Source organism: Paenarthrobacter sp. TYUT067 (assembly GCF_023656375.1).
Classification (GTDB): domain Bacteria; phylum Actinomycetota; class Actinomycetes; order Actinomycetales; family Micrococcaceae; genus Arthrobacter.
Genome location: NZ_JAMOIT010000010.1, coordinates 57,365 through 77,324, shown reverse-complemented (window position 1 = coordinate 77,324; position 19,960 = coordinate 57,365). Strand labels below are relative to the sequence as shown.

18 protein-coding genes are annotated in these 19,960 nt (G+C 56.3%); 5 read left to right on the top strand and 13 right to left on the bottom strand.

What is annotated here, in order from left to right:
• Positions 1–88 precede the first annotated feature (88 nt).
• The 6 genes from MOD31_RS10810 to kdhC all read right to left on the bottom strand — a co-directional run bounded on the left by MOD31_RS10810 (position 89) and on the right by kdhC (position 6,602).
• Entirely contained in the window at positions 89–964 is an 876-nt protein-coding gene (locus tag MOD31_RS10810) for a carbon-nitrogen family hydrolase (protein ID WP_021474599.1), read from the bottom strand.
• A gap of 5 nt (positions 965–969) precedes the next feature.
• A complete protein-coding gene (locus MOD31_RS10805) occupies positions 970–1,677 on the bottom strand; it encodes an SRPBCC family protein (RefSeq protein ID WP_021474598.1) in 708 nt (235 codons plus the stop codon).
• 15 nt (positions 1,678–1,692) lie between these two features.
• Complete coding sequence (dhpH, locus tag MOD31_RS10800) at positions 1,693–2,886, bottom strand: 2,6-dihydroxypyridine 3-monooxygenase (protein ID WP_016359448.1); 1,194 nt, start codon at positions 2,884–2,886, stop codon at positions 1,693–1,695.
• Positions 2,883–3,815, bottom strand: a complete 933-nt coding sequence (locus MOD31_RS10795; protein ID WP_016359449.1) for a cyclase family protein — start codon at positions 3,813–3,815, stop codon at positions 2,883–2,885. Before MOD31_RS10795 ends, dhpH begins: the two co-directional genes overlap by 4 nt.
• Positions 3,815–4,120 (bottom strand): Dabb family protein, encoded by a 306-nt coding sequence (locus MOD31_RS10790; RefSeq protein WP_017200523.1) that lies wholly within the window; start codon positions 4,118–4,120, stop codon positions 3,815–3,817. The genes MOD31_RS10795 and MOD31_RS10790 overlap by 1 nt, the downstream gene beginning before the upstream one ends.
• Positions 4,121–4,217: 97 nt before the next feature.
• Entirely contained in the window at positions 4,218–6,602 is a 2,385-nt protein-coding gene (kdhC, locus tag MOD31_RS10785) for a 6-hydroxypseudooxynicotine dehydrogenase complex subunit gamma (RefSeq protein WP_017200522.1), read from the bottom strand.
• A 167-nt stretch (positions 6,603–6,769) separates the two neighbouring features.
• On the opposite strand from kdhC, the gene MOD31_RS10780 reads away from it, so the two are divergent.
• Together MOD31_RS10780 and MOD31_RS10775 are read left to right on the top strand one after the other, a co-directional pair.
• Positions 6,770–7,873, top strand: coding sequence for a 2,6-dihydropseudooxynicotine hydrolase (locus MOD31_RS10780; protein ID WP_016359452.1), 1,104 nt, complete (start codon positions 6,770–6,772; stop codon positions 7,871–7,873).
• Positions 7,866–8,216: a cupin domain-containing protein gene (locus MOD31_RS10775; protein ID WP_021474745.1), complete on the top strand. Its 351-nt coding sequence runs from the start codon at positions 7,866–7,868 to the stop codon at positions 8,214–8,216. Before MOD31_RS10780 ends, MOD31_RS10775 begins: the two co-directional genes overlap by 8 nt.
• A 34-nt stretch (positions 8,217–8,250) precedes the next feature.
• Here the strand turns inward: MOD31_RS10775 and MOD31_RS10770 are convergent, their stop codons facing one another.
• Entirely contained in the window at positions 8,251–9,474 is a 1,224-nt protein-coding gene (locus MOD31_RS10770; RefSeq protein WP_016359454.1) for a CdaR family transcriptional regulator, read from the bottom strand.
• 63 nt (positions 9,475–9,537) lie between these two features.
• Between MOD31_RS10770 and MOD31_RS10765 the strand changes: the two genes are divergently transcribed.
• From MOD31_RS10765 to kdhB, 3 genes are all read left to right on the top strand, one after another.
• On the top strand, positions 9,538–10,722 hold the full coding sequence (locus MOD31_RS10765; protein WP_250820564.1) for a CdaR family transcriptional regulator: 1,185 nt from the start codon (positions 9,538–9,540) through the stop codon (positions 10,720–10,722).
• Between the two features lie 148 nt (positions 10,723–10,870).
• Positions 10,871–11,761: a 6-hydroxypseudooxynicotine dehydrogenase complex subunit alpha gene (kdhA, locus tag MOD31_RS10760; RefSeq protein ID WP_250820563.1), complete on the top strand. Its 891-nt coding sequence runs from the start codon at positions 10,871–10,873 to the stop codon at positions 11,759–11,761.
• A complete protein-coding gene (kdhB, locus tag MOD31_RS10755) occupies positions 11,761–12,243 on the top strand; it encodes a 6-hydroxypseudooxynicotine dehydrogenase complex subunit beta (RefSeq protein WP_016359457.1) in 483 nt (160 codons plus the stop codon). The genes kdhA and kdhB overlap by 1 nt, the downstream gene beginning before the upstream one ends.
• 1,367 nt (positions 12,244–13,610) lie before the next feature.
• Here kdhB and MOD31_RS10750 read toward each other — a convergent pair.
• The 6 genes from MOD31_RS10750 to ndhA form a co-directional block, all read right to left on the bottom strand.
• Positions 13,611–13,847, bottom strand: coding sequence for a hypothetical protein (locus MOD31_RS10750; RefSeq protein WP_016359460.1), 237 nt, complete (start codon positions 13,845–13,847; stop codon positions 13,611–13,613).
• 15 nt (positions 13,848–13,862) lie between these two features.
• Positions 13,863–14,237: a DUF948 domain-containing protein gene (locus tag MOD31_RS10745; RefSeq protein ID WP_166842586.1), complete on the bottom strand. Its 375-nt coding sequence runs from the start codon at positions 14,235–14,237 to the stop codon at positions 13,863–13,865.
• Between the two features lie 553 nt (positions 14,238–14,790).
• The gene (locus MOD31_RS10740; RefSeq protein ID WP_016359462.1) at positions 14,791–16,068 is read right to left on the bottom strand and encodes a (S)-6-hydroxynicotine oxidase; all 1,278 of its coding nucleotides are present in this window, start codon (positions 16,066–16,068) and stop codon (positions 14,791–14,793) included.
• A 67-nt stretch (positions 16,069–16,135) separates the two neighbouring features.
• Positions 16,136–18,586 (bottom strand): 2,6-dihydroxypyridine 3-hydroxylase subunit NdhC, encoded by a 2,451-nt coding sequence (gene ndhC / locus MOD31_RS10735; protein WP_071416792.1) that lies wholly within the window; start codon positions 18,584–18,586, stop codon positions 16,136–16,138.
• Positions 18,579–19,076 carry a 2,6-dihydroxypyridine 3-hydroxylase subunit NdhB gene (gene ndhB, locus MOD31_RS10730; protein WP_026005772.1) on the bottom strand — a complete coding sequence of 166 codons (498 nt, stop codon included), beginning with the start codon at positions 19,074–19,076 and terminating at the stop codon, positions 18,579–18,581. Before ndhB ends, ndhC begins: the two co-directional genes overlap by 8 nt.
• On the bottom strand, positions 19,073–19,924 hold the full coding sequence (ndhA, locus tag MOD31_RS10725) for a 2,6-dihydroxypyridine 3-hydroxylase subunit NdhA (RefSeq protein WP_016359465.1): 852 nt from the start codon (positions 19,922–19,924) through the stop codon (positions 19,073–19,075). Before ndhA ends, ndhB begins: the two co-directional genes overlap by 4 nt.
• Positions 19,925–19,960 lie beyond the last annotated feature (36 nt).

Genomic DNA, 19,960 nt, shown 5'->3' with positions numbered 1-19,960 from the left:
TAAGAACAGCCGATTCCGGGATGCCCCGCCCTACCCGAATCGGCAGGACATCCCGGCCGAGTCTGCTCGGATTAGACCCTTACTATTCCTACAAGTGGCTTGCGATCACGGTCTTGCCCTTAGCAGCCCAGATATCTGCCCGCCGGTCGTTCAGCACCGGGAACGAACTTCGCAGTTCGTTCAGTGAATCGAAATTGAGAGTTGCACGGAGAACGGCTTCCTCTTTGTCTGCCTGAGCGAGGATATCTCCGTTGCCATCCACAATCTGACTGTGACCACCCAGCTCCACCTCCTGGTCAACCCCCGTCATGTTGCATTGCACGACAAAGGATTGGTTTTCGATTGCTCGAGCGCGACCCAGAGTCTGCCAATGCTGAATTCGCGTAAGTGGCCAGCATGCTGGTATCACATTGAGCGCCGTACCTTCTGCTGAGATGTGTCGATATAGTTCGGGGAAGCGAAGATCGTAGCATGTGCTGAGCCCAGTGATGGCAGTGGCTCGTTCTGTCTGCAGCTCCACCACCCTGGGTTCATCTCCCGCTGCTATCAGCTTTGGCTCTCCGTCGGAAAAGCCGAAGCGGTGGATCTTTTTATAGGTCGCCCGGAGGGATCCGGTCGGGTCAAAAAGAACCGATGTATTCCACATGTCAGAAGCAGCGCTGCTTGGTTCCGTGACCATGAAAGAGCCGGCGTGAAACCAGGCCTTCTTGTCCCTGGCCACTTCGGACAGGAAAGTGAACACTTCACTTTCCAGCGAAATGGCGTTCTTTCGCCAGCTGTCGTAGGAGAACCCGCCATGAAGCCAGAGTTCAGGCAGGACGATCAGGTCCGCTTTGCCGACGCCAGAAACCAAGTCCTGGATACGCGAAATCCTGTCCTCGAGCAGCTCTGTTGAGTCAAATTTCACCTGAACAGCTGCTACGTCAAGTTGCCCTCTACTTGGTGCTAGTTCGCGCACTTCCATCAGGTTCAAGACCTTCGGTTGCTTCCTGCGGCAACACCGGCCGAGAAGACCGCAATCAGCGCAGCTACGATGGAAACGATTGCGGGCAGCCACTGTCCAACTGCGGGAACTTCGACCTGACTGCCAGGGCCCTTTTTGGCGGCCCGCGTGTCCTTTGCCAGCTTGATGAGGTCCAGTACTTCGGATTCTGCCTGAAGAGGTTGCTTTACTTCTCTTCCGAGGGCTGCTTCAGTTTTTGAGAGCTCAGATGCTTCGCTGCTGCTCTCGCTTCCTGAAGTCATCTCTACAGCCAACCGTTGGGCGAATACTCCGAGGATGGCCGTGGCCGCTTCATTGATTACACCTCGCCCGAACTGAGCGATTTTACCTGTCATGTCCAGCTCGGTCTGAACAATGACGGTGGCGCCGTTTGCTTCCGGCTCAAGTCGGGCGGTGATAGTTGCGGACATATTTCCTTGCCCGCGAGCATCCTTCGCACGGGCCTGAATTACCGCGCGGCGGCCCTTTTCATCGACCTCAATGAATCGGGCAACGCCGACATACTCGGCCGTGATGGGCCCAACCTTGATTTTTGCCTTGCCCTCGTACTCGTCACCGTCAACACTGGTGATGGATGCTCCGGGAAGCATGGGGGCGATTCGCTGCAAGTCCAGCAAAACCGGCCACGCCTCGTCCGGGGGTACGGGCACGGTAAAAGTGTTGGTCATCTCCATGATGGTTTTTCCTTATTAAGAATTAGTGACGACGGATGGTTCATCCACTTTAGGGAGCCCAAAAGCAAACGCGGGGTTTCCGGGCTCAAAGCTTCCCCCGTGCTGCAGACGGGACGCCATCTTTTTCACTTTGTTGAGATAAGCGTGTCCCTGCTGCAGCTGTCTGGTTTCCCAACTCTGCAGGGACCCCCGCAGATCATGGTTCTTTGTGAAGACTTCGGCAAGGGTTCGTGCGTCATCACAAGCTTTAGCACCCCCCGCAGCGGCGTGGGGCCTTGGAGTCACCGCCGCGTCTCCGATCAACAGGACACGGCCATGAACCATGCGGTCGACGGTGGCATCTGCAACAACAGTCACGAATGGGGAGGAGGCGTTGAGTACGAGGTCCCTGAAGGGCTTGAAGAGGCTCTCGCCCTTACTGTGGAACTGACGGAGATTGTGGGGATTCAGCGAGTTGTTGTGCACCGATGTCGGGAGCCTGATGCCGCGAACGTCTGTCATAAGTTCGTCGAGGTCCGGTCCTTCAGCGACGTTCCAGTACCACTGAAAATTCAGACGCGGGGACTCGGCGTTTTCCCGTCCTGGAATCGGGTAAGCGATGAGGTGGCCATCGTCCAGAAGTCCATACGTGAACTTGTCGTTAAAGTAGTTCCACACGTCGTCGGCAACTTCGCCCGGCTGAAGCACGCCTCGCCAGGTGACGTAGCCCGCGTATGTGGGCTCAATACCCAGCAGGCGCTTGCGAACTACCGAGGCTCCGCCGTCCGCGCCGATCACCCAGTTCGCTTCGGCCTTTGTGCCATCTGAGAAGCGCATCTGCACTGTTTCGGAATCTTGGCTTAGGCCGACCAGGCATTTACTGGTGTGGTATCGCTCGGGTCCGAACAGCTCGTAGAGCCCCCCGTATATCGAGTCGTAGCTAGTGAAGCGCCAGTCTGCAGGAACGGATCCGACTCTTTCTCCAGTCAGTGCGTCCACATATTCCATGGATGATGACGGCACGCTGATGGAGTCCAGCTCAACGCCTTGCTCCAGCAAGTAATGAACAAGCTCCGGCTGGACGACAATGCCTGTGCCGAAGCCTGAGAGGGGCTGAGGTGATCGCTCATAGACATCGACGTCAACGCCAGCATCTCGAAGCATCAGCGCTGCTGTCAGCCCAGATATCGAACCACCAACTACCGCGATACGGTCGGTCGTGGGACTCATGCGTTATTCCTTAGTGCCATGGCGAGCGGGCGCATCGGGGCACCGCTCGCTCCCCGAAGACGGATAGGAGCAGCGATTAGGCAAAATTCCTTTACTCCATCCGCTGCCAGTTCCTCCAGATTCAACAGTTCCACCATGGGCACACCGGCTTCGGCAAGGAAGTGGGTATGCCCGGGAAGCCAGTTGTCCTCATGCTCCGACGGACCTACCTCTACGCACTCCTGGTCAGCACCGATTGCGGAAATGTTTTGGCTGGTGAGCCATCGGGCAGCATCCAGGCTTAGGCCTGGAGGGTTTCCAAGAGTCTTGGTTCCGTCCGGCCAGTAACGCATACGTCCGGTACGGACCAAGGGCACATCCCCCGTCTGCAGTACGAGGCCGGCTTTATCCAGTGCCTCTTCGATGTCTGCAACAGTGATCGCGTAGGAATCAGGGAGGCAGTCAACGTTCTTGAGACCAGCAATATCCAACAATACGCCGCGGGTGATGATTGGCGGGATCGTCTCCGCCCCGCCCTTGGTCCAGGTCCGGCTGCCCAGATTCTCTTCCGGCTTATACCCATTGTAGATCTGTCCGTCGACACCGAAGTGGTTCAACGAGTCAATATGCGTCCCGGTGTGGGTATACATGAAGACGACGTCACCCGAGTAGCACACGTGCCTGTTGACATCCTCGCCGACGCCGTTGAGGTTATCCACCACCGTGCCTTGAGGGGTGTGGCTCATGAAAATTTGGTAGCTAGGGTCACCGGCTCCCTGAAAGCTGGGCATGCCTACGAAGTAGTCAACACTGAGGTCATAGACCCGAGACGGGTCGGCCCGGTGAAGGACGTCGGCGCGTACAGACTCGTCAAGGAGGTTTAGTGCGCCCCGCTCGTCATCGGCGCCCCACGGGCTCATCCCGACCTTTACGTCTGCAGTCTGGCTCATCAGACGGCCTCGACTTCGTAATCAACCACAGCCCTGTCCGCGAACATCGGCATAAGTGTGGCGACTACCTCGAGGTGGAAGGGATCCGTGGAGTACTTGTCCAGATCAGCCCAGCTTGCAAAGTCAGAAATCAGAACTCCGTCCCACGGCGCACCGTTATCCCCGGGGTCGCCAGAGTGAGTGCCAATCTCCCAGCCCTGAATGAAACCTAGGCGCGGGGGAAGAGTGTTGAGAATTTCAACAATTTCCTCCTGGCTGCTGCCTTCAGCTACGCGCCATGCAAATACGTGTCGAACCTTAGTCATCAGTAGACCTCTCATGTGTGTCTTGGATTACCCGCCGGGTTGTGTCTGTTCAGTTTGGTAAGAGCAGCGAAGTTGTCCCACTGGCGGATTGCACAAGTTACCGTTCTGCTTTGTTCAAACCTTGACAGCGGCTGAAGATCTGCTCGGGGGTGACTGGCAAACGGTCAGTATGTACGCCATCGGCGATGGCATCATCGATAGCTGAAGCGATTGCCGCGCCGGCCGCAATGATGCCAATTTCCCCAAGGCCCTTGGCGCCAAAGGGGTTGTCCGGTGACTTGGCATCTTCAGTTACAAAACAGTCGACGTTCGGCATCTCCTGAGCGCTTGGCAACAAGTAGTCCATGAACGACGTCGTAATCGGCTGTCCATCCTCTTCGTAGAGGAACTCCTCGTACAGGGCGCCTCCAATGCCTTGAACCGCCGCACCTATGATCTGGCCCCTCGTGGTCAGGGGGTTGATTACCCTTCCTGCTTCCGTGGAAGTGGAAAAGCGAAGAATCCTATGACCGCCTGTGTCAGGATCTAGTTCGATTTGTACGAGTGTTACCCCGTATGGATAGTTCATGGCGTTGTTCATGTAGACCGCGTCCGCTGCTAGGCCGGGTTCATCATTGTCGGCCCTCGCCGTGAAGGGGTCCCTCGCCGCTGCGATCTCGTACAGCGAGATTTGCTGATCAGTGCCCTTGACCTTAAAACTGCCTGCAGTTAATTCGAGGTCGTCCGGATCAGCTTCCAGCATCTCACTGGCCAAGCGTCTGGCTTTTTCCACAACTGCAAGCGCAGCTTTGCGGGCAGCACCTCCAGCAAGAACAGTTGAACGGCTGGACCAGGAACCCACACCGTCCGGAATAAGCTCTGTATCGCTATGGACGATGTCAATGTTTTCGGGAGCGATCTGTAGCTCTTCGGCGACAATCTGGGCCAGAACCGTTTCGATTCCCTGCCCGACCGAGGAACCTCCGGTTTTGACCGTGACGCGGCCGGCACGGCTGACTTCAACGCCGCCGGTTTCGAAAAGCCCCAGACCTGCCTTATCCATCAGCACGCCGAGGCCTACGCCGACTTTTCGGCCATCCGCCCGTAGTCGTTTGGATTCCTCAAGCCACTCCGAGAAGTTTGCTGCCTCCAGAGCTTCGTTGAAATGCTTAACTACGTCTCCCGAGTCGAAGTGGTAGGGCTCGTGGACGATGTCAAGACCCGGTGTCCAAGGGAGGTCTTCAGCCGTAAGAAGGTTTCGTCGGCGAAATTCCGTCTTGCTGAGACCGATTTCTTCACACGCCAGATCAAAGATCCGCTCTCGAGCGAAAGTGGACTCGTAGCGTCCAGGCGCGCGGTAAGCTCCGACAGGTGTTTTGTTGGTGAAGACGGCGTGCAGAGTAGCATCGTAGGCAGGGACCCGATAGGGGCCGAACACAATGCCGGCAGTAATGTCGCTGACTAGCGGCTCCGCCTGCCTGAAATAGGCACCATGGTTGTGGAAAATTTCGTCCTTCATACCCAGGATTCTGCCCTCAGCATCGAGCGCGAGTTCGAGCTTATGCACCATTTCCCGGGCATGGGACGTGGAAGTCATGTGCTCGACTCGGTCCTCAGTCCATTTGATCGGGACTCCCAACGTACGGGCTGCCCATGCTGCAACAACGTTTTCTGGGAAGACTCCGCCCTTCACGCCAAAACTGCCGCCGATCTCTACGTGTTTCATCCGTACGTTGACCTCGGGAAGATTCAGCATCTTGGCGATGATCCTCCGGTTGTCATGCACATGCACGGTGCCCCAGATGAACAGCGTGTCCCTTGCTGGGTCGGGCTGTACCACTACGGCCCGCGGTTCCATAGGTACACCGGAATGGCGGTTCGTGACGTACTTGTGGCGAATGACGTGCTCTGCTTCGGCGAAGGCGCGATCAATATCGCCGTAGGCCTTTTTGATGCGCGCACCTTCATTGCCGCGCCCCGGAAAGAGCTCGACCTTACCGGTCAATGCTTCTTCCGGATCCAAGAGGACCGGGAGCGGCTCATACTCGATAGAGACAAGCTCAGCTGCGTCTTCGGCAAGATAAGGATCAACAGCAAGTACAGCAACCACCGGCTGCCCCACATATAGCACCTTGTCTACTGCTAGGACGGGGTGACTGAAGTCCTCAATGTTTTCATAAATTTCGTGATATCCCAGCTCTTCCAAGAGAACCGAACCCAGGTGCCGCGTGTGCTCAGACGTGATAACCATTCGTACGCCTGGAGTCTTTTCAGCTTCAGTGGCGTCTATGGACACGATCCGGGCATGAGCCTGTGTTGAACGGACAATGCGCATATGCAATTGCCCGGGCACTCCCAGATCGCCAGCAAATGTTGCTGTTCCAGTGAGTAGCCGGCGGTCCTCCCGCCGCAGAACCTCCTGGCCTATCCATGCCTGTCTGTTGCCCTCGTCCGCGCCGGCTCTACCGTTGTCAGGGATGAGCGCTTTAGCCTTTGCCATCATGCGCTCAGTATGTCATCGGGCCGTCCAGCCTGGATGTTCAGGCATTGACAAAAACGCGGCCTAAGTCTCCGCAGTTAGTAGGCGCCCTCGCGCAGCTTCCATAGCATGATCATTTCGCAGACCCCTTGCGCGGGGTCACGGAAGTCTGACTATAGGGAGATAACGGTATGACTGTAACTTCGCAGGTGAAACCTGAAGATGAAATGCTGAACTGGGGGCGTCTTATCCTTGACGGCGTTTCCTACTCAGACATGGTGGGTGCTCGCGATAGGCCCAAGGAAATCACCTGGTTTGACTACTGGATGAGTCTCGCAAATGAGTATGAGCAGGAAGCGGAAAGGAAAGTGGCACTGGGCCATGACCTGTCCGCCGGTGAACTCCTGATGTCAGCCGCACTCTGTGCCCAGTACGCTCAGTTCCTCTGGTTCGACGAGCGCCGGCAGAAGGGCCAAGCTCGGAAAGTTGAGCTGTATCAGAAGGCAGCTCCACTGTTGTCCCCGCCTGCAGAGCGTCACGAGCTAGTCGTCGACGGTATCCCGATGCCCGTCTATGTGCGCATTCCGGAGGGACCGGGACCACACCCCGCTGTGATCATGCTTGGTGGTCTTGAGAGCACAAAAGAGGAAAGTTTCCAGATGGAAAATCTTGTGCTCGATCGGGGAATGGCTACTGCCACATTTGACGGTCCCGGCCAGGGCGAGATGTTTGAGTACAAGCGGATTGCGGGTGATTACGAAAAGTACACGTCCGCGGTAGTGGATCTGCTCACCAAACTTGAAGCGATTCGGAATGATGCTATCGGAGTGCTGGGGCGGAGCCTGGGCGGTAATTACGCTCTCAAATCTGCCGCCTGTGAACCGCGTTTGGCCGCATGCATTTCTTGGGGCGGATTCTCAGACCTGGACTACTGGGACCTCGAAACTCCCCTGACAAAGGAAAGCTGGAAGTACGTCTCCAAGGTTGACACTTTGGAGGAAGCAAGGCTGCACGTCCATGCGGCTTTGGAGACCCGGGACGTCCTTTCCCAGATCGCATGCCCGACGTACATCCTGCACGGGGTGCACGACGAGGTTCCACTGTCCTTCGTGGATACCGTCCTCGAATTGGTGCCGGCAGAACACCTGAACCTAGTGGTTGAAAAGGACGGTGATCACTGCTGCCACAACCTTGGAATCCGTCCCCGGCTTGAAATGGCAGACTGGCTCTATGATGTTCTGGTTGCCGGAAAGAAGGTCGCCCCAACAATGAAAGGGTGGCCCCTCAATGGATAAGATCAGGAAGATCAGTACCGCGACCGCGCCGCTTGAATCCTGGCAGCCGGACGGTGTAACCGTCCATGAGGGAAATCCCAATGGTCATGGGTTCACGCTTTTCGAACGCACTTCCTCTCCCCAGTTCGGCACGGGTATCTTCACTTCGCAGCCGAGCACAACAACCTATGAACTCACTGACAACGAGATTATCTACGTTGTCGAAGGCTCAGCAACGCTCACACTTACATCCCAAGAGCCGGTTTCCGTGACTGCCGGCGATTTGGTATTTCTGCCGAAGGGGCACACATCTACCTGGGAGTTTCACGAGCCATTCAAGGAAATCTGGTTCTTGGTGGAATAGGAGATGTTAGCAGCGACGCCGTGAGCAGGTTCATTTACGGTGCAGGTTGCGGGAGGCCGGGAGATTCCTCCAACCCAGTAAGCTCGAGCTTCATGGCCTCGACCATCCGCGAAAGTCTGATGGCAACGGGCAATTCATCTCGCAGCACTCCCCTTGCACCAATTTTGCCCTCGATGAGTTTCAGTCGATAGGCGATAGTTCGGCTGTGCACTCCGAGGCGCTGTGCCGCGGACGCCGCATTCTGACCCGAAGCAAAATAGGCTTCGAGGGTTTCCACTAACCTGCTTGGGGGGTCTTGGTGCAATCCGAGACCCCCCAGTTCGTCGGAGATGAATGTGGTTACGGCAGCGAGATCGCGCATAGCCAACGCCTCGAGCATGACATCTTCATACCAAGTGACCTGAGTGCCCAGTTTTTGGGCAACCGAATCGGCCTCCAACGCCCGTCTATGGGAAACTATAAATCCGTCCACACCTTCGCTCAGAGTCCCAAACGAAATTCTGGTGTCCTTCGGCAAGGCGTTTGCGAGGACAACTTGCGGTGAGGGCAGCCGATTCGACCACTCCGCCCAAATATAGCCGGTCTCATCCTCGGCCGTGATAACAAGGGGGCGGATCCGAGAGGCAGTGCCCAGTGTCCGAGCAACAGCCTCCGTGCTTTCGCCAGGTACCACGGCTGCCAGGTGCCGGCCGGAAAGGTTATAAGAAAAAACCGTCGAATCGATTGGCAGCCCAGCGAGGAGAGCCCTCAGCGTCGATAGCTTCCTCCGGTTCTGGCTCTGCCTTGAAAATGCGGTGCTCTCCATTTGGTACGTCTCAATAATGGAAGCGGAAACTTTATCGTTCCAAGCGAAATGGCTTGCACTGGCGTGCCGCAGAACCTTTGACCGTCGGACGGGATCGGCGATGATTCGATGCGCCTCTTCCAAGACAAACTCCCACAAAGTGGCTTGGGCCGCCCTAGATCCCCTGAGCAGATGATGAAGGTCGACGCCCGCCCGCGCAGCCAGCCTCACCTCGCGAAGAGTTTCGTTGGAAGCCCTAGTGGCTCCTACGCGCCCCTGACCGATGTATTCGAGGACATCGCGCAAGGAAGCCGTGATGGTTTCCGATTCCGCCTCGGTAAGAGAGGCGTTACGTGTCGCGGTCGAATAGTCTTCGTACGCATACTGCAGTCTCGCCCGTATACAGTCATAGATTTCGGGAATCCTTGCCTTCACGGCAACGGAAAGTTCATCCAGTCCTTCCTCAATGGTCATACACTGAGACTATCAACAGAGCTCGCCTGCGCCGAGACTCAGGCGGCGCATGAATTTAGGAACATGATCCAGACACAACATCTATCGGCAATATCGGTCGCCATTACATCGGACATAAATCAACTGTCCGACTCTATGGTCCGTCGACTCCATGATGATGTTCAGGCTGGTGTGGGCTTAGACCCTGCACTGGCGCAGCGGAGATCTGAGCGGCTGGCCGCGGCCCTGCTATCTATCAGCAGGGCCTTGTCCGGGTCAGAGGAACCAGACGACAAGTTTCTTGCCGAGGCCACCTTGGAGGCTCGCGAGACAGCCCAGGCCGGCGTGGATCTACTCGAGCTCATCCATACCTATCGAGTGCTGCAGTCTGCGACCTGGGATGTGCTCCTGGACCTTACAACTACTCTTATCCCGGATGCATCACAGCAATTGGAAATTCAAAAATGGGTCTCTCAGTTGCAGCATCGGTGGCATGACGTTGTAGTTGCCAACGTCATCGACGCGTATCGTTCAGAACAGCATCGGTTCTTTTACAAGTCGGAGGATCACCGGCTTAGAAATGAGTTGCGGGATTTCATTGCAGGACGGCGCACTGCCCGACCAAACACGGGGTACCCCTTTGAAGGACAACATTTATCCGTGGTGGCCTGGGGAAATGATCCAAAGGGTACCATCGACCTCGCCGCCTCGCTGATCAACAGCGAAGTACCTTTGGTACTCGAAAGCACCGGCGGAGCCTTTCTGGGCTGGTTGGCGGTAAAGGATGGACAGAATGCCGACGCGCAAGTCATTGAAGGGGACTTTCCCGACGGTGCACATTTGGCTCTAGGGTCCATTGATAAGGGGTTCTCCGGTTTCCGGCGCAGTCACCAGCGTGCTTGGAGGGCTTATAAAGTTGGCCGCTTGACCGGCGCACGGATAACCCGGTACACGGACGTGGCTCTCGAAGCTGTCTTCGCTACAAATATGCAGGCGGTGCGTGACTTGGTCTTGCAGCAGTTGGGCCCTTTGCTTGCTGACCCCCGCAAAGACATACTTTGCGACACTCTCCGGGCCTATTTCTCTGCTGGTTGCAATGCCGTAGCGGCTGCAGCAGCACTCCAGGTTCATGAGCGCACCGTTGCCTACCGGCTCAGATCCATTGAAGAACGGCTTGGCATAAGCGTTGCAGAACGTCATGTCGAGCTCCTCGTAGCCCTAAGACTTTATGGCTTGCTGAAGTCAATCGCCGAGACCGAAATCCTGTAGCGAACGGGAGCGTCAGGGCTGGTTCGTCGCGGGATTGTCTGTTCTAGATAGGTCGGGGTGTTGATTTGTCCCATGACGCAGAGCGCAAAGTCATACCAAAGGGGCAAAGTGGTGACATGAACAATGAGCGCGGCCGGCGGTACTGCCCGTGAAGCCACCTTCCTTCGATTACGTTGTTGCCGATTCGGTTGAGCATGCGCTCCGCCTGCTGGCGGACGGGGGCGATGACGCTAAAATCATTGCCGGCGGTCAGAGTTTAGTCCCGCTCCTAAATTTCCGGATGTCCCGCCCGTCCCTTTTGGTTGATATAAACCGCGTTCCCGGTTTGGCAAACATCAGGAAATCAGATCAAACCATTGCGATTGGCGCGCTGACACGTCATGCGAAGCTAACAACCTCCAAAACCATTTCGCAAAACCTTCCAATCCTGTCGGAAGCGGCGGCGTGGATCGCGCACCCTCAAATTCGTAACCGAGGAACGATCGGTGGCTCCCTTGCACACGCTGATGCTGCCGCAGAGCTGCCCGTAGTCCTGCTAGCCCTTGACGCCTACGTCACCGCACAGTCTTTGCAAGGTGAGCGGAAGATTCCTCTCAAGGAACTATTGGTCTCACATTTCGTCTCAAGCATCCTTCCCGGCGAGCTCATTGTGGAGGTAAACGTACCTCAATTGCCTCACGGGAGCGGTGCTGCATTTGATGAATTTTCTCGTCGGCATGGGGACTACGCCATAGGTGGCGCTGCGTCCATCGTTACCTTGGATGAGCAGGGCAAGTGTTCGCGGGCGAGGATTACTGTCCTGGGTGGAGGGTCCACCGCCATCCGCTGCCAGGAGGCGGAAAACATCCTAATTGATAGCACTCTCTCCAGCCATGATATTGCCGCAGCTGCGCACGCCGCGGTACAGGGGCTTGACCCCGTGCCCACGGTGCATGGAAGTGCCCAATATCGCGCGCAAGTTGTTCGGACAATGGTCGAACGAACCCTCGCCAAAGCACTGCACCGGGCGAGACCGACAAAGGAAAGCATGGATCACTGATGAACGCCTTTCGCCTCACGGTTGAAGTAAACGGAGTCACCCACGCAACGGACGTCGAGCCTCGTAGGCTCCTTGCGGACTTCCTACGAGACGACCTGCACCTCAGGGGTACACGAGTAGGCTGCGAACACGGCGTATGCGGTTCCTGTACTGTCCTATTGGATGGTCAGCCCGTTCGATCCTGCACCGTGCTGGCCGTACAGGCCAATAATTCCAGGATTGAAACGGTCGAAAGCCTGCAGAAGGACGGACAGCTTCACCCGCTGCAGAGGTCGTTTTCTAAGTGCCATGCCCTGCAGTGCGGATTTTGCACGTCAGGGTTCTTGATGACGCTCAAGCCTCTTTACGATGACGAAGACGTCACCCTCGATGCGACATCTGCTCGTGAAGCTATCTCGGGAAATATTTGCCGATGTACCGGATACCAGCAAATTGTGGAAGCGACAGTCGATGCCTTCCATTGCAGAGATCACAACGACTGACGAGGATCTGGGCCCCTTCGCTGCTCTACTTGTAGACCGCCAGCCTTAACCATGGCAATTCCCGCGCCGATCGCGCGAGTATTTTGCGATTGACCTTCAGAAATCCCATGAGGGGTCTGTAGGAATACAGAATTTCGAAAGTGATGATGCAACAGCACTTGATGAAGCGCGATGACGACACGGCCGGACCGAACCAACCGAGCGAGGGGCGCTGGCAAGCAGCTTCTTTGCAGAAGATACTTGTCAGCGCGGCGTCCGCATATCGAGATCCTGAGCATGTCTCGATGTGGGAATCCTGGCCTCATGGCTGAGTGTCTATAGAAGGGTACAAGAACGAAAATGAGCTGAAGCTGGTTATCCGGCACCCGCCAACACGAGCGCCAGGCTAAACAGCACTATTTGGCCTTCATGTTTCCGGGCCAGACACGACTCCTCCTGGCTCGGAATTCACCGTCCATGAAAGGCTGCGGGGAATGCAGCATCTGCATTCCCCGCAGCCTTCTTACAGTGACACTACTCCGGACAGATTGGATGTCTGCCGCGCGCCCTCACCGGTCAAGCGAACTTGGCCCCGGGGGGACTCTATCGCGTGATGATTCTCGTCTTGAGCCCGATGACCGCATAACGCGGTTTGCAGGGTGTAATCCTGCGCACTGTCGACAAAACCACGTACCGCTGTGCAGGTAGGTCAAGACGGGCCTGCAAGATATTCTTTGATGCTTGAGCTCACATATCCTCGCCGGGTTGCATCCGTAGGCCGCCACCGTGGACGAAACCTGCAGCGGCGCCGTAGAGATCGTCCGAAACTGTCAGTCAACAAGGCGAGAAACATTTCCGCGGTCGCCTGCCGGCATTATGGGTGGCGCAGCAAGACAGTTGAACGAAGTTGTGAAGCCTGCGGTCTGCCTTGTCGCAGGTACTCATGCGTTCCAGAGGGCGGGAGTGGTGGAGCTGACCCTGCTCCCAGAGGGCGGGGGATGAGTCCAATGGGCAAACCAGTTCCCGTAGACCTCGTTCCTGCGGCGTAGTGTTTTATTCCAGCGGAGATTTAACGCCAGGTAGGGCACTGGATTCCGACGGCCAATGTCCGGCCAGTCATCCGGTGAGGCATACGGCCGACGATTTGAGCAAGATGCTGTCAGGTGCGCTATACCGAGGCTGTCGCCCCAGTTCCACTCCACCACAGTGTCAGTCCAGGGCTTCTGTTCGAAGAACGGACTAATCCCGAAAAAGAGCCATGGTCAGCACCCTAGGCGAGGTACCGGTCACTTCCCGAAAGATGGTCCTTGAAACGGCCCAGATATTTGCTTGTGTCCAACGAGCTCTGGAAGAGACAGTTGCGCTGTCCCTACAGCCGGCTTCGATGGTCATAGGTCGCTTGGCACTTGGACCGCGCTACTTGCCTTAAGCGCGACGCGAAGCTCCGTGTCCCGTTCGCGCATTCCTGCGCGGACGGCGTCGGCAAAATCGTAAATTCCCTGAGTAATGCCGGCTACTGCCCGCTCTAGGCCTTCATGCCCCAATCCGGACTTTTTTTCATCCACCTTCCGAAGGGCAATGATTCCAATAGCCACACCGATTCCCATCCAAACAAGTCGTTTCATGCTTCTCTCCGGAACTCAGCGGCTTCGGCGGCCGGTGGCGGGTTTGGAGTGATTCACCAAGGCCGTTCTGACACCGTGACTAAAAGCCAATACCTTGATCAACGGTGACCCTATACTGGCAGCGACGAGAGAGGACAGGGCGGAGACGTTGGCGCTGGCGTCAGAAACGTTAGTCGCTATGGTGTCCACCTTCTTGAGTTGGTGGTGTGTGGTGGTCACAATAGCTGTCACCTCATCCAACATCGGTGCGGTGCCGTCACTTAATGATCTGACTGCCATTCGCACCTCGTCGAGTACCTGGCCTAGCTTCATAATGGGCACCGCCAACAGCAGGACAAGGAGTGCAAAGACCCCAGCGGCAATCAGCCCGGCGATAGCACCAACAGACATAGATTCATCTCCAACAAGATTGATGTGTGAGCACAAAGGTGCCCGCAATGACGGGGAAAGAGTGGCACTGAAAGCGCTGGCCTTGGTGCCGGCGAATCCTAAGGCAACAAGGCGAGACAGCAGCCTTTTACGCACCAAAGCCACCTGGTTAGCCTGAAACCTGATGGCAGCGTGCCACGAGAGAATCGGCCGATACTTATGGCTCCTGCCAGACACCCGCTGGAGCAGGAGAAACAGGCGTTGGGCACCGTAGCGGCACCAAGTTATGCGAAATACCCTGTATCAAGTCCTTGAACCAAAATCCGATGACCACGAAGCCCAAGCGGGGCGACCCTTGACAACCAGAAGGCCACCGGCCGCCATTCCTAACGGCCGGTGACGTTCATCAGACTCAGTGCAACTGCTTGCTGTCGTGGTTGCAGCAGGCGCCGGCGTCAACCCGTACGCTGCAGACGGTCACCTATATCTGGGAGGTACCGCTTGCCTTAGTAATGCTGTCTTGGGCCGAAGTCATCCGAGAGCGCCGAGGAATGCATAAGTGAGGCTGCAGGTTCTACGAATGCAGAATTGCGTTCACCGCGCATTCAGCGGTTTCCAGTGCGCCTTCAATATATCCGGGGAACTCTAACGAAACATCGGAACCTACGAAATGAATCCGGCCAGCGGGCTCTCCAAGTTCCTTATGCACTCGACTAAATTGTCCCACGCGCGGTGCTACCCAGGGCCCTTCGAAAAGCGGGTCTGCGATCCAGTCGTGGTAGTCGATACCCAGAACTTCAACCTCCGGCAAGTAGTAAAGCACCGCGTCCTTGACTGCGCCGATATCGGTCGGATCGAAGGATCCTGAGTCCGTGAAAGCCACCAACAGTCGTTCGCTTTCCGACACCTCGCAATAATCGTAGAGAGTGGGAAATATTCCGTCTCCGACGCATTCAATTCCTGCCTCGGCTCCACGCACGTGGATAAGAATTTTCAGACCCTGACCACCATGCCCTTCCTCGATTACTGACCTGCGCCGTTCAGGAAGTGCGGGGGTGAAAACGATCCTTCGCCAAGTGTTCATTGGAGTAGCAACAATCACGGAATGAGCCTGGAAGGCATGCCCATCCTTGACCGTCACGTTCACTACATCGCCAGACTGGTCTATTCCGGTCACGACAGTCTGGAGTCTGATTTCAGGAATTTCTTGGCTCATTGCATCGACAAGGTCAGCGGAACCATTGGAAAAAACTTCATCCAGCGAGAGAACAACACCTAGGATGCTGTAGTGATGCGCTGCAACAAGTTGCAGCATCCAAAGCGCGGATGCTTGGTCAGCCGGCTGGCCAAGCATGTTCCATGCCCAAGCGAGCAAGAACTGCCTAGAAACAGGGGGCAAATCGAGTTTGTCAACATACTCGTTCAGTGGGATGTCCAGGTCCTCAAGGTCCTGGTTTTCCAATCCCTTTTCCAGATCTATCCTGTGCGCATCACGCAGCAATGTGTAGGTGGCTGCTTCCACCGCAACTGCTTCTGAGCCAGGAATAGGAAATGCCTGGTCTACTGCGGTCGGTCCAAGGCGATGCCTAAACGAGGTGAACTCGCTTGCAGCTGCAGTGGGAATTCCATACCGGTCCAATTCAGCTGCCAAACGCGGGTGGTGCTTCCGGTGAAGGTATGCTCCACCGATCTCGACCCGCAGGCCAGGTACATTCCGGGACTCCCGGGAATACGCCCGTCCTCCCAGACGTTCACCGCCTTCAAGCAGAAGTACCTTCTTGCCGGCGTTGGTAAGATCGCGTGCTGCTTTCAGCCCGCTGAAACCCCCACCAACCACAATCGCGTCATACAAAGTTTTCCTTCTTTCAAGTTTCTAGCTCGGGCGCTTTGAGCTGCATCAAAGATGCAGGAGCAATGCGTTACTCCCTGTCCATAGGGCCGCGATCAAGCGCGGGTACCCCTGCCCGTTCCCATAGCTCTGACCAGTCCTGGGGGCCCTGCAGGTCAATGATGCCTTTCGTTGCACGAACAACCTTCTCCGGAGTGGCAGGGAGTTCATAGAGGACAGAACCAAACGGAGATAGCGCATCATTTACGGCGTTCAGCACCGCAGCCGGCGCCGAAATCAGACCCGACTCCCCCATGCCCTTCACCCCAGATGCTGTCATCACGGACGGTGTTTCAATGTGCCTGATTTCAAATGGCGGAGAAACATCCATAGTCGGCGTCTGGTAATCCAGGAAAGATGTCGTAGACAAGTTTCCTGCGTTGTCATAAGCCAGCTGTTCGAAGAGGCCCATACCAATTCCTTGTACGACCCCACCTCGAATTTGACCTTCAACAATTGTGGGGTTGATAATAACGCCGCAGTCCTCTACAGAATAAACCTTTTCGACTTTCACAAATCCGGTGACAGGATCCAGTTCAACAATAAGGGCATGGCCGCCGTTCGAAAACATCGGCCGGGATGTGTCCCACGCCTTCGTGAACTCCAAACCAGGTTCAAAACCGGCGGGCCACTTGGATGAGTCCCAGTAGACTGCCATGGCCACGTCGGCGATGCTCACTCGTGATTCCGCAGCGCCTATGACGGACGCGAAGCCGTCTTCCAAAACGATATCTTCCTCAGAAGATTCGAGCATGTTCGCAGCTACGGCCACCAGTTTCTGTCGAATGGCATAAGCTGCACGGTTGACGCACCCGCCCGCGATGACAGCCGCTCGGCTTCCAATGGTACCGCTGCCATAGGCCCCCTTAGTGGAGGTCCCCGCATCGACACTGATCGATTCAAAAGGAATACCCAACACGTCCGCCGCTACCTGAGCGAGCGTGGTTTGATGGCCCTGACCCTGTGAGTTCAATCCCGATGTTATAGTGACCGACCCGGTTGAATCCATCTTGACGGTAGCCGTGTCATGAAATACATCCGTTGCGCCGTGAGCCTGCATCATGCCGGTGCTCTCGCCGCTACTTTCGACGAAAACGCTGATTCCCAGCCCTAGGTACTTTCCGGCTTTGCGGGCTTCATCCTGTCGCTTAAGAAAGGCCGGGTAATCGACCATTTCTTCCAACGCATCGATTACTTCAAGAAAGGATCCCTCCTCATAAACGACGCCCTGGGGATTTGTCCAGGGGAACTCCCTGACAACATTCCGTCTCCTGATTTCAAAAGGAGACACCTTCATCTTTCGCGCCAAATCATCCATGAGGGATTCTCTGGCAAGAGTTCCCGCCGTGTAACCAACGCCACGGAAGGCACCCATGGGGCACTTGTTGGTAACGGCCCCCTCGTAGACGTACTCAGCGGCCGGGATATCGTATACACCAGTTGGCGTGACTGCGGCGGTCGCCCAGCATTCCACAGCCATGGTCTGCGGGGGCATGTGGTAGGCGCCTCCATCAACTAAGGCATGCGTACGAACGCCGGTTATTCGTCCTTCAGCGTTGGCCGCATATTGGATCGTGACGAACTGTTCGTGGGCGTGTGAGCCCGCCAGAAGATTTTCCCGGCGATCCTCTACCCATTTCACCGGCGTCTTCAGGTGCTTCGAGGCCAAGGGCATGAGCATTTCCTCAGGAAATACGTGCGCCTTCTGACCAAAGCCTCCACCCGTATCGGGAGAAATGACCTCACTTCGGGACTCATCGAAACCAAGAAAGAGGCTGAGGCACATTTTTACGTAATGGGGCATCTGCGTCGACACCCAAAGTTTAAGCCGGTCCTCAGTCCATTCGTAGTCCGCTAGGCACCCCCTTGTCTCCATCGGTGCGGCGGCCACCCGACCAGGGTGATACAGGGCGGAAACCACATGCTCAGCATTGCTAAAAGCCTCATCCACGTCCCCAAAAGAAGCCCGCCCGCGAATGCCTACATTGTCGGGGCGTTCGCCATTCGCTACGGGGCCCCCTTGAATCGACTTGCGCGGGTCAAGCACTACCTCGAGGTGCTCAAGCTCAAGGCCTACAAGATCACAGGCATCTTCTGCAGCCGCTCGCGACTCGGCGACTACCAATACAACCGGTTCTCCAACGTAACGTACGACGTCCTTGGCCAAGAGCGGCATGGTCATAGCTTCGCATCCCTCAGCGGTGTACTGCGCTTCGATGCCGGCGCAGTATTGCTCAATGTCGGCGGATGTCCAGACAAGGTGAACGCCAGGCATTTCTGAGGCGGCCGACGTATCAATGCCGGTTATTTGAGCATGAGCAGCAGGGCTGCGCACGAAACAAGCATGCAGTTGGCCGTCGACGTTGATGTCGTTCAGGTACTTCCCGCGCCCGGTCAGAAGTCTTGCGTCCTCAGTTCGCGGAACTCGCTTACCGATGACGTTTCTTGTTATGGGAGGAGAGTAATAGTGTGGGTTATCCATTTTTGTTTCCAATCTGGCCCGCTGCGTCCAGGACGGCCTCAACAATTGTCTGGTAGCCGGTGCAACGGCATAAGTTACCGGAAAGAGCCTCGATAACTTCCTCTTTTGTCGGGCTTGGGTTTGCCTCGAGCAACTCCGTAGCCGACATGAGGAAGCCTGCAGTGCAAAAACCGCACTGGAGGGCGTGGTGCCTTTTGAAAGCTTCCTGAAGCGGGCTGAGGGCTCCGTCCGATAGGTCCTCGACGGTCCGTATGCTCCTCCCATCGCCCTGAGCGGCAAGAGTCAGACAAGATCGTACGGCTGCCCCGTCCATGAGTATCGTGCACGCACCGCAAACCCCGTGTTCACATCCGAGCTTAATACCCGTAAGTTTTTGGTCATTCCTCAGGTGGTCGGCCAGAGTTTCCCGCGCGTCCACTGCAACAGTGCGGCGACGTCCGTTTACTTCCACGTCTATTTCGACGCGATCTGATGGCGATGGTGTTGTCACGTACGTGCTCCTGCTTCAACTATGGTGCGGCGGATCAGCTCCTGCACCAGGCCATGCCGATATTCGGCCGATCCGTGGATGTCTGAGATATACGAGAGCGATTTCGCTCCAGCTTCTGAAGCGGCTTCAGCCCTTTCCGGTGACAGTTCGGATCCGTTGAGGACGTCTTCTGCATCGGGCACTCGTTGTATTTTGCCGACAGCGCCTCCTACCGCAATCCGGACATCAGAAATTCGCGAATCCGCAGTCGATAGAACGACTGCGACATTGGCGAGCCCATAGTCCCCGGATCGCCTGGCGAACTCCCCGTAGCCCCAGCCATTGGGCCGTGACGGTATCCAGACATCAGTGATGATCTCATCAGCGGCCAGGCTTGTCATGTACGGACCGACGAACAAGTCATCGGCCTCAATGGTGCGACGTCCTCTTACGCTTTGGACTTCCACCATTCCGTTGAGGGCAAGCAACACGAGCGGCCATTCCCCGGCTGCATCGCCATGGGCCAAGGAACCACCCAGGGTCCCCCGATTCCTGATCTGGGGATGGGCTATGTGGCGACCAGCTGCCGCCATCATTGGCAGGTGCTTGGCAACGGCAGGCGAATTTACGATTGTTGCATGGGTGACCATAGGCCCGAAGCGGACGTAGTCTCCGACTTCTTCCAGTCTAGTCAAGCCAGGAACGTTCCCGAGGTCTATAACGACGGACGGTTGGGCTAGTCGCATAGCCATGACAGGTAAAAGACTTTGGCCTCCGGCAATGATCTTGGAGTCCTCGTCGGTTGACAGTAGATCGCAGGCATCTTCAATAGATGCAGGTGATGCGTATCTGATAGCAGGTAGTTTCATCCTTCACTCCCTCGAATGACCTTCATCTTCCCCTAC

What these genes read in the sequence shown, in the direction of transcription:
- MOD31_RS10810 (WP_021474599.1), bottom strand. Translation starts at nt 964, where the DNA reads ATGGAAGTGCGCGAACTAGCACCAAGTAGAGGGCAACTTGACGTAGCA.
- MOD31_RS10770 (WP_016359454.1), bottom strand. Translation starts at nt 9,474, where the DNA reads ATGACCATTGAGGAAGGACTGGATGAACTTTCCGTTGCCGTGAAGGCA.
- MOD31_RS10745 (WP_166842586.1), bottom strand. Translation starts at nt 14,237, where the DNA reads ATGTCTGTTGGTGCTATCGCCGGGCTGATTGCCGCTGGGGTCTTTGCA.
- kdhB (WP_016359457.1), top strand. Translation starts at nt 11,761, where the DNA reads ATGAACGCCTTTCGCCTCACGGTTGAAGTAAACGGAGTCACCCACGCA.
- MOD31_RS10795 (WP_016359449.1), bottom strand. Translation starts at nt 3,815, where the DNA reads ATGAGCCAGACTGCAGACGTAAAGGTCGGGATGAGCCCGTGGGGCGCC.
- ndhA (WP_016359465.1), bottom strand. Translation starts at nt 19,924, where the DNA reads ATGAAACTACCTGCTATCAGATACGCATCACCTGCATCTATTGAAGAT.
- dhpH (WP_016359448.1), bottom strand. Translation starts at nt 2,886, where the DNA reads ATGAGTCCCACGACCGACCGTATCGCGGTAGTTGGTGGTTCGATATCT.
- MOD31_RS10775 (WP_021474745.1), top strand. Translation starts at nt 7,866, where the DNA reads ATGGATAAGATCAGGAAGATCAGTACCGCGACCGCGCCGCTTGAATCC.
- kdhC (WP_017200522.1), bottom strand. Translation starts at nt 6,602, where the DNA reads ATGATGGCAAAGGCTAAAGCGCTCATCCCTGACAACGGTAGAGCCGGC.
- MOD31_RS10780 (WP_016359452.1), top strand. Translation starts at nt 6,770, where the DNA reads ATGACTGTAACTTCGCAGGTGAAACCTGAAGATGAAATGCTGAACTGG.
- MOD31_RS10790 (WP_017200523.1), bottom strand. Translation starts at nt 4,120, where the DNA reads ATGACTAAGGTTCGACACGTATTTGCATGGCGCGTAGCTGAAGGCAGC.
- MOD31_RS10805 (WP_021474598.1), bottom strand. Translation starts at nt 1,677, where the DNA reads ATGGAGATGACCAACACTTTTACCGTGCCCGTACCCCCGGACGAGGCG.
- MOD31_RS10750 (WP_016359460.1), bottom strand. Translation starts at nt 13,847, where the DNA reads ATGAAACGACTTGTTTGGATGGGAATCGGTGTGGCTATTGGAATCATT.
- ndhC (WP_071416792.1), bottom strand. Translation starts at nt 18,586, where the DNA reads ATGGATAACCCACACTATTACTCTCCTCCCATAACAAGAAACGTCATC.
- MOD31_RS10765 (WP_250820564.1), top strand. Translation starts at nt 9,538, where the DNA reads ATGATCCAGACACAACATCTATCGGCAATATCGGTCGCCATTACATCG.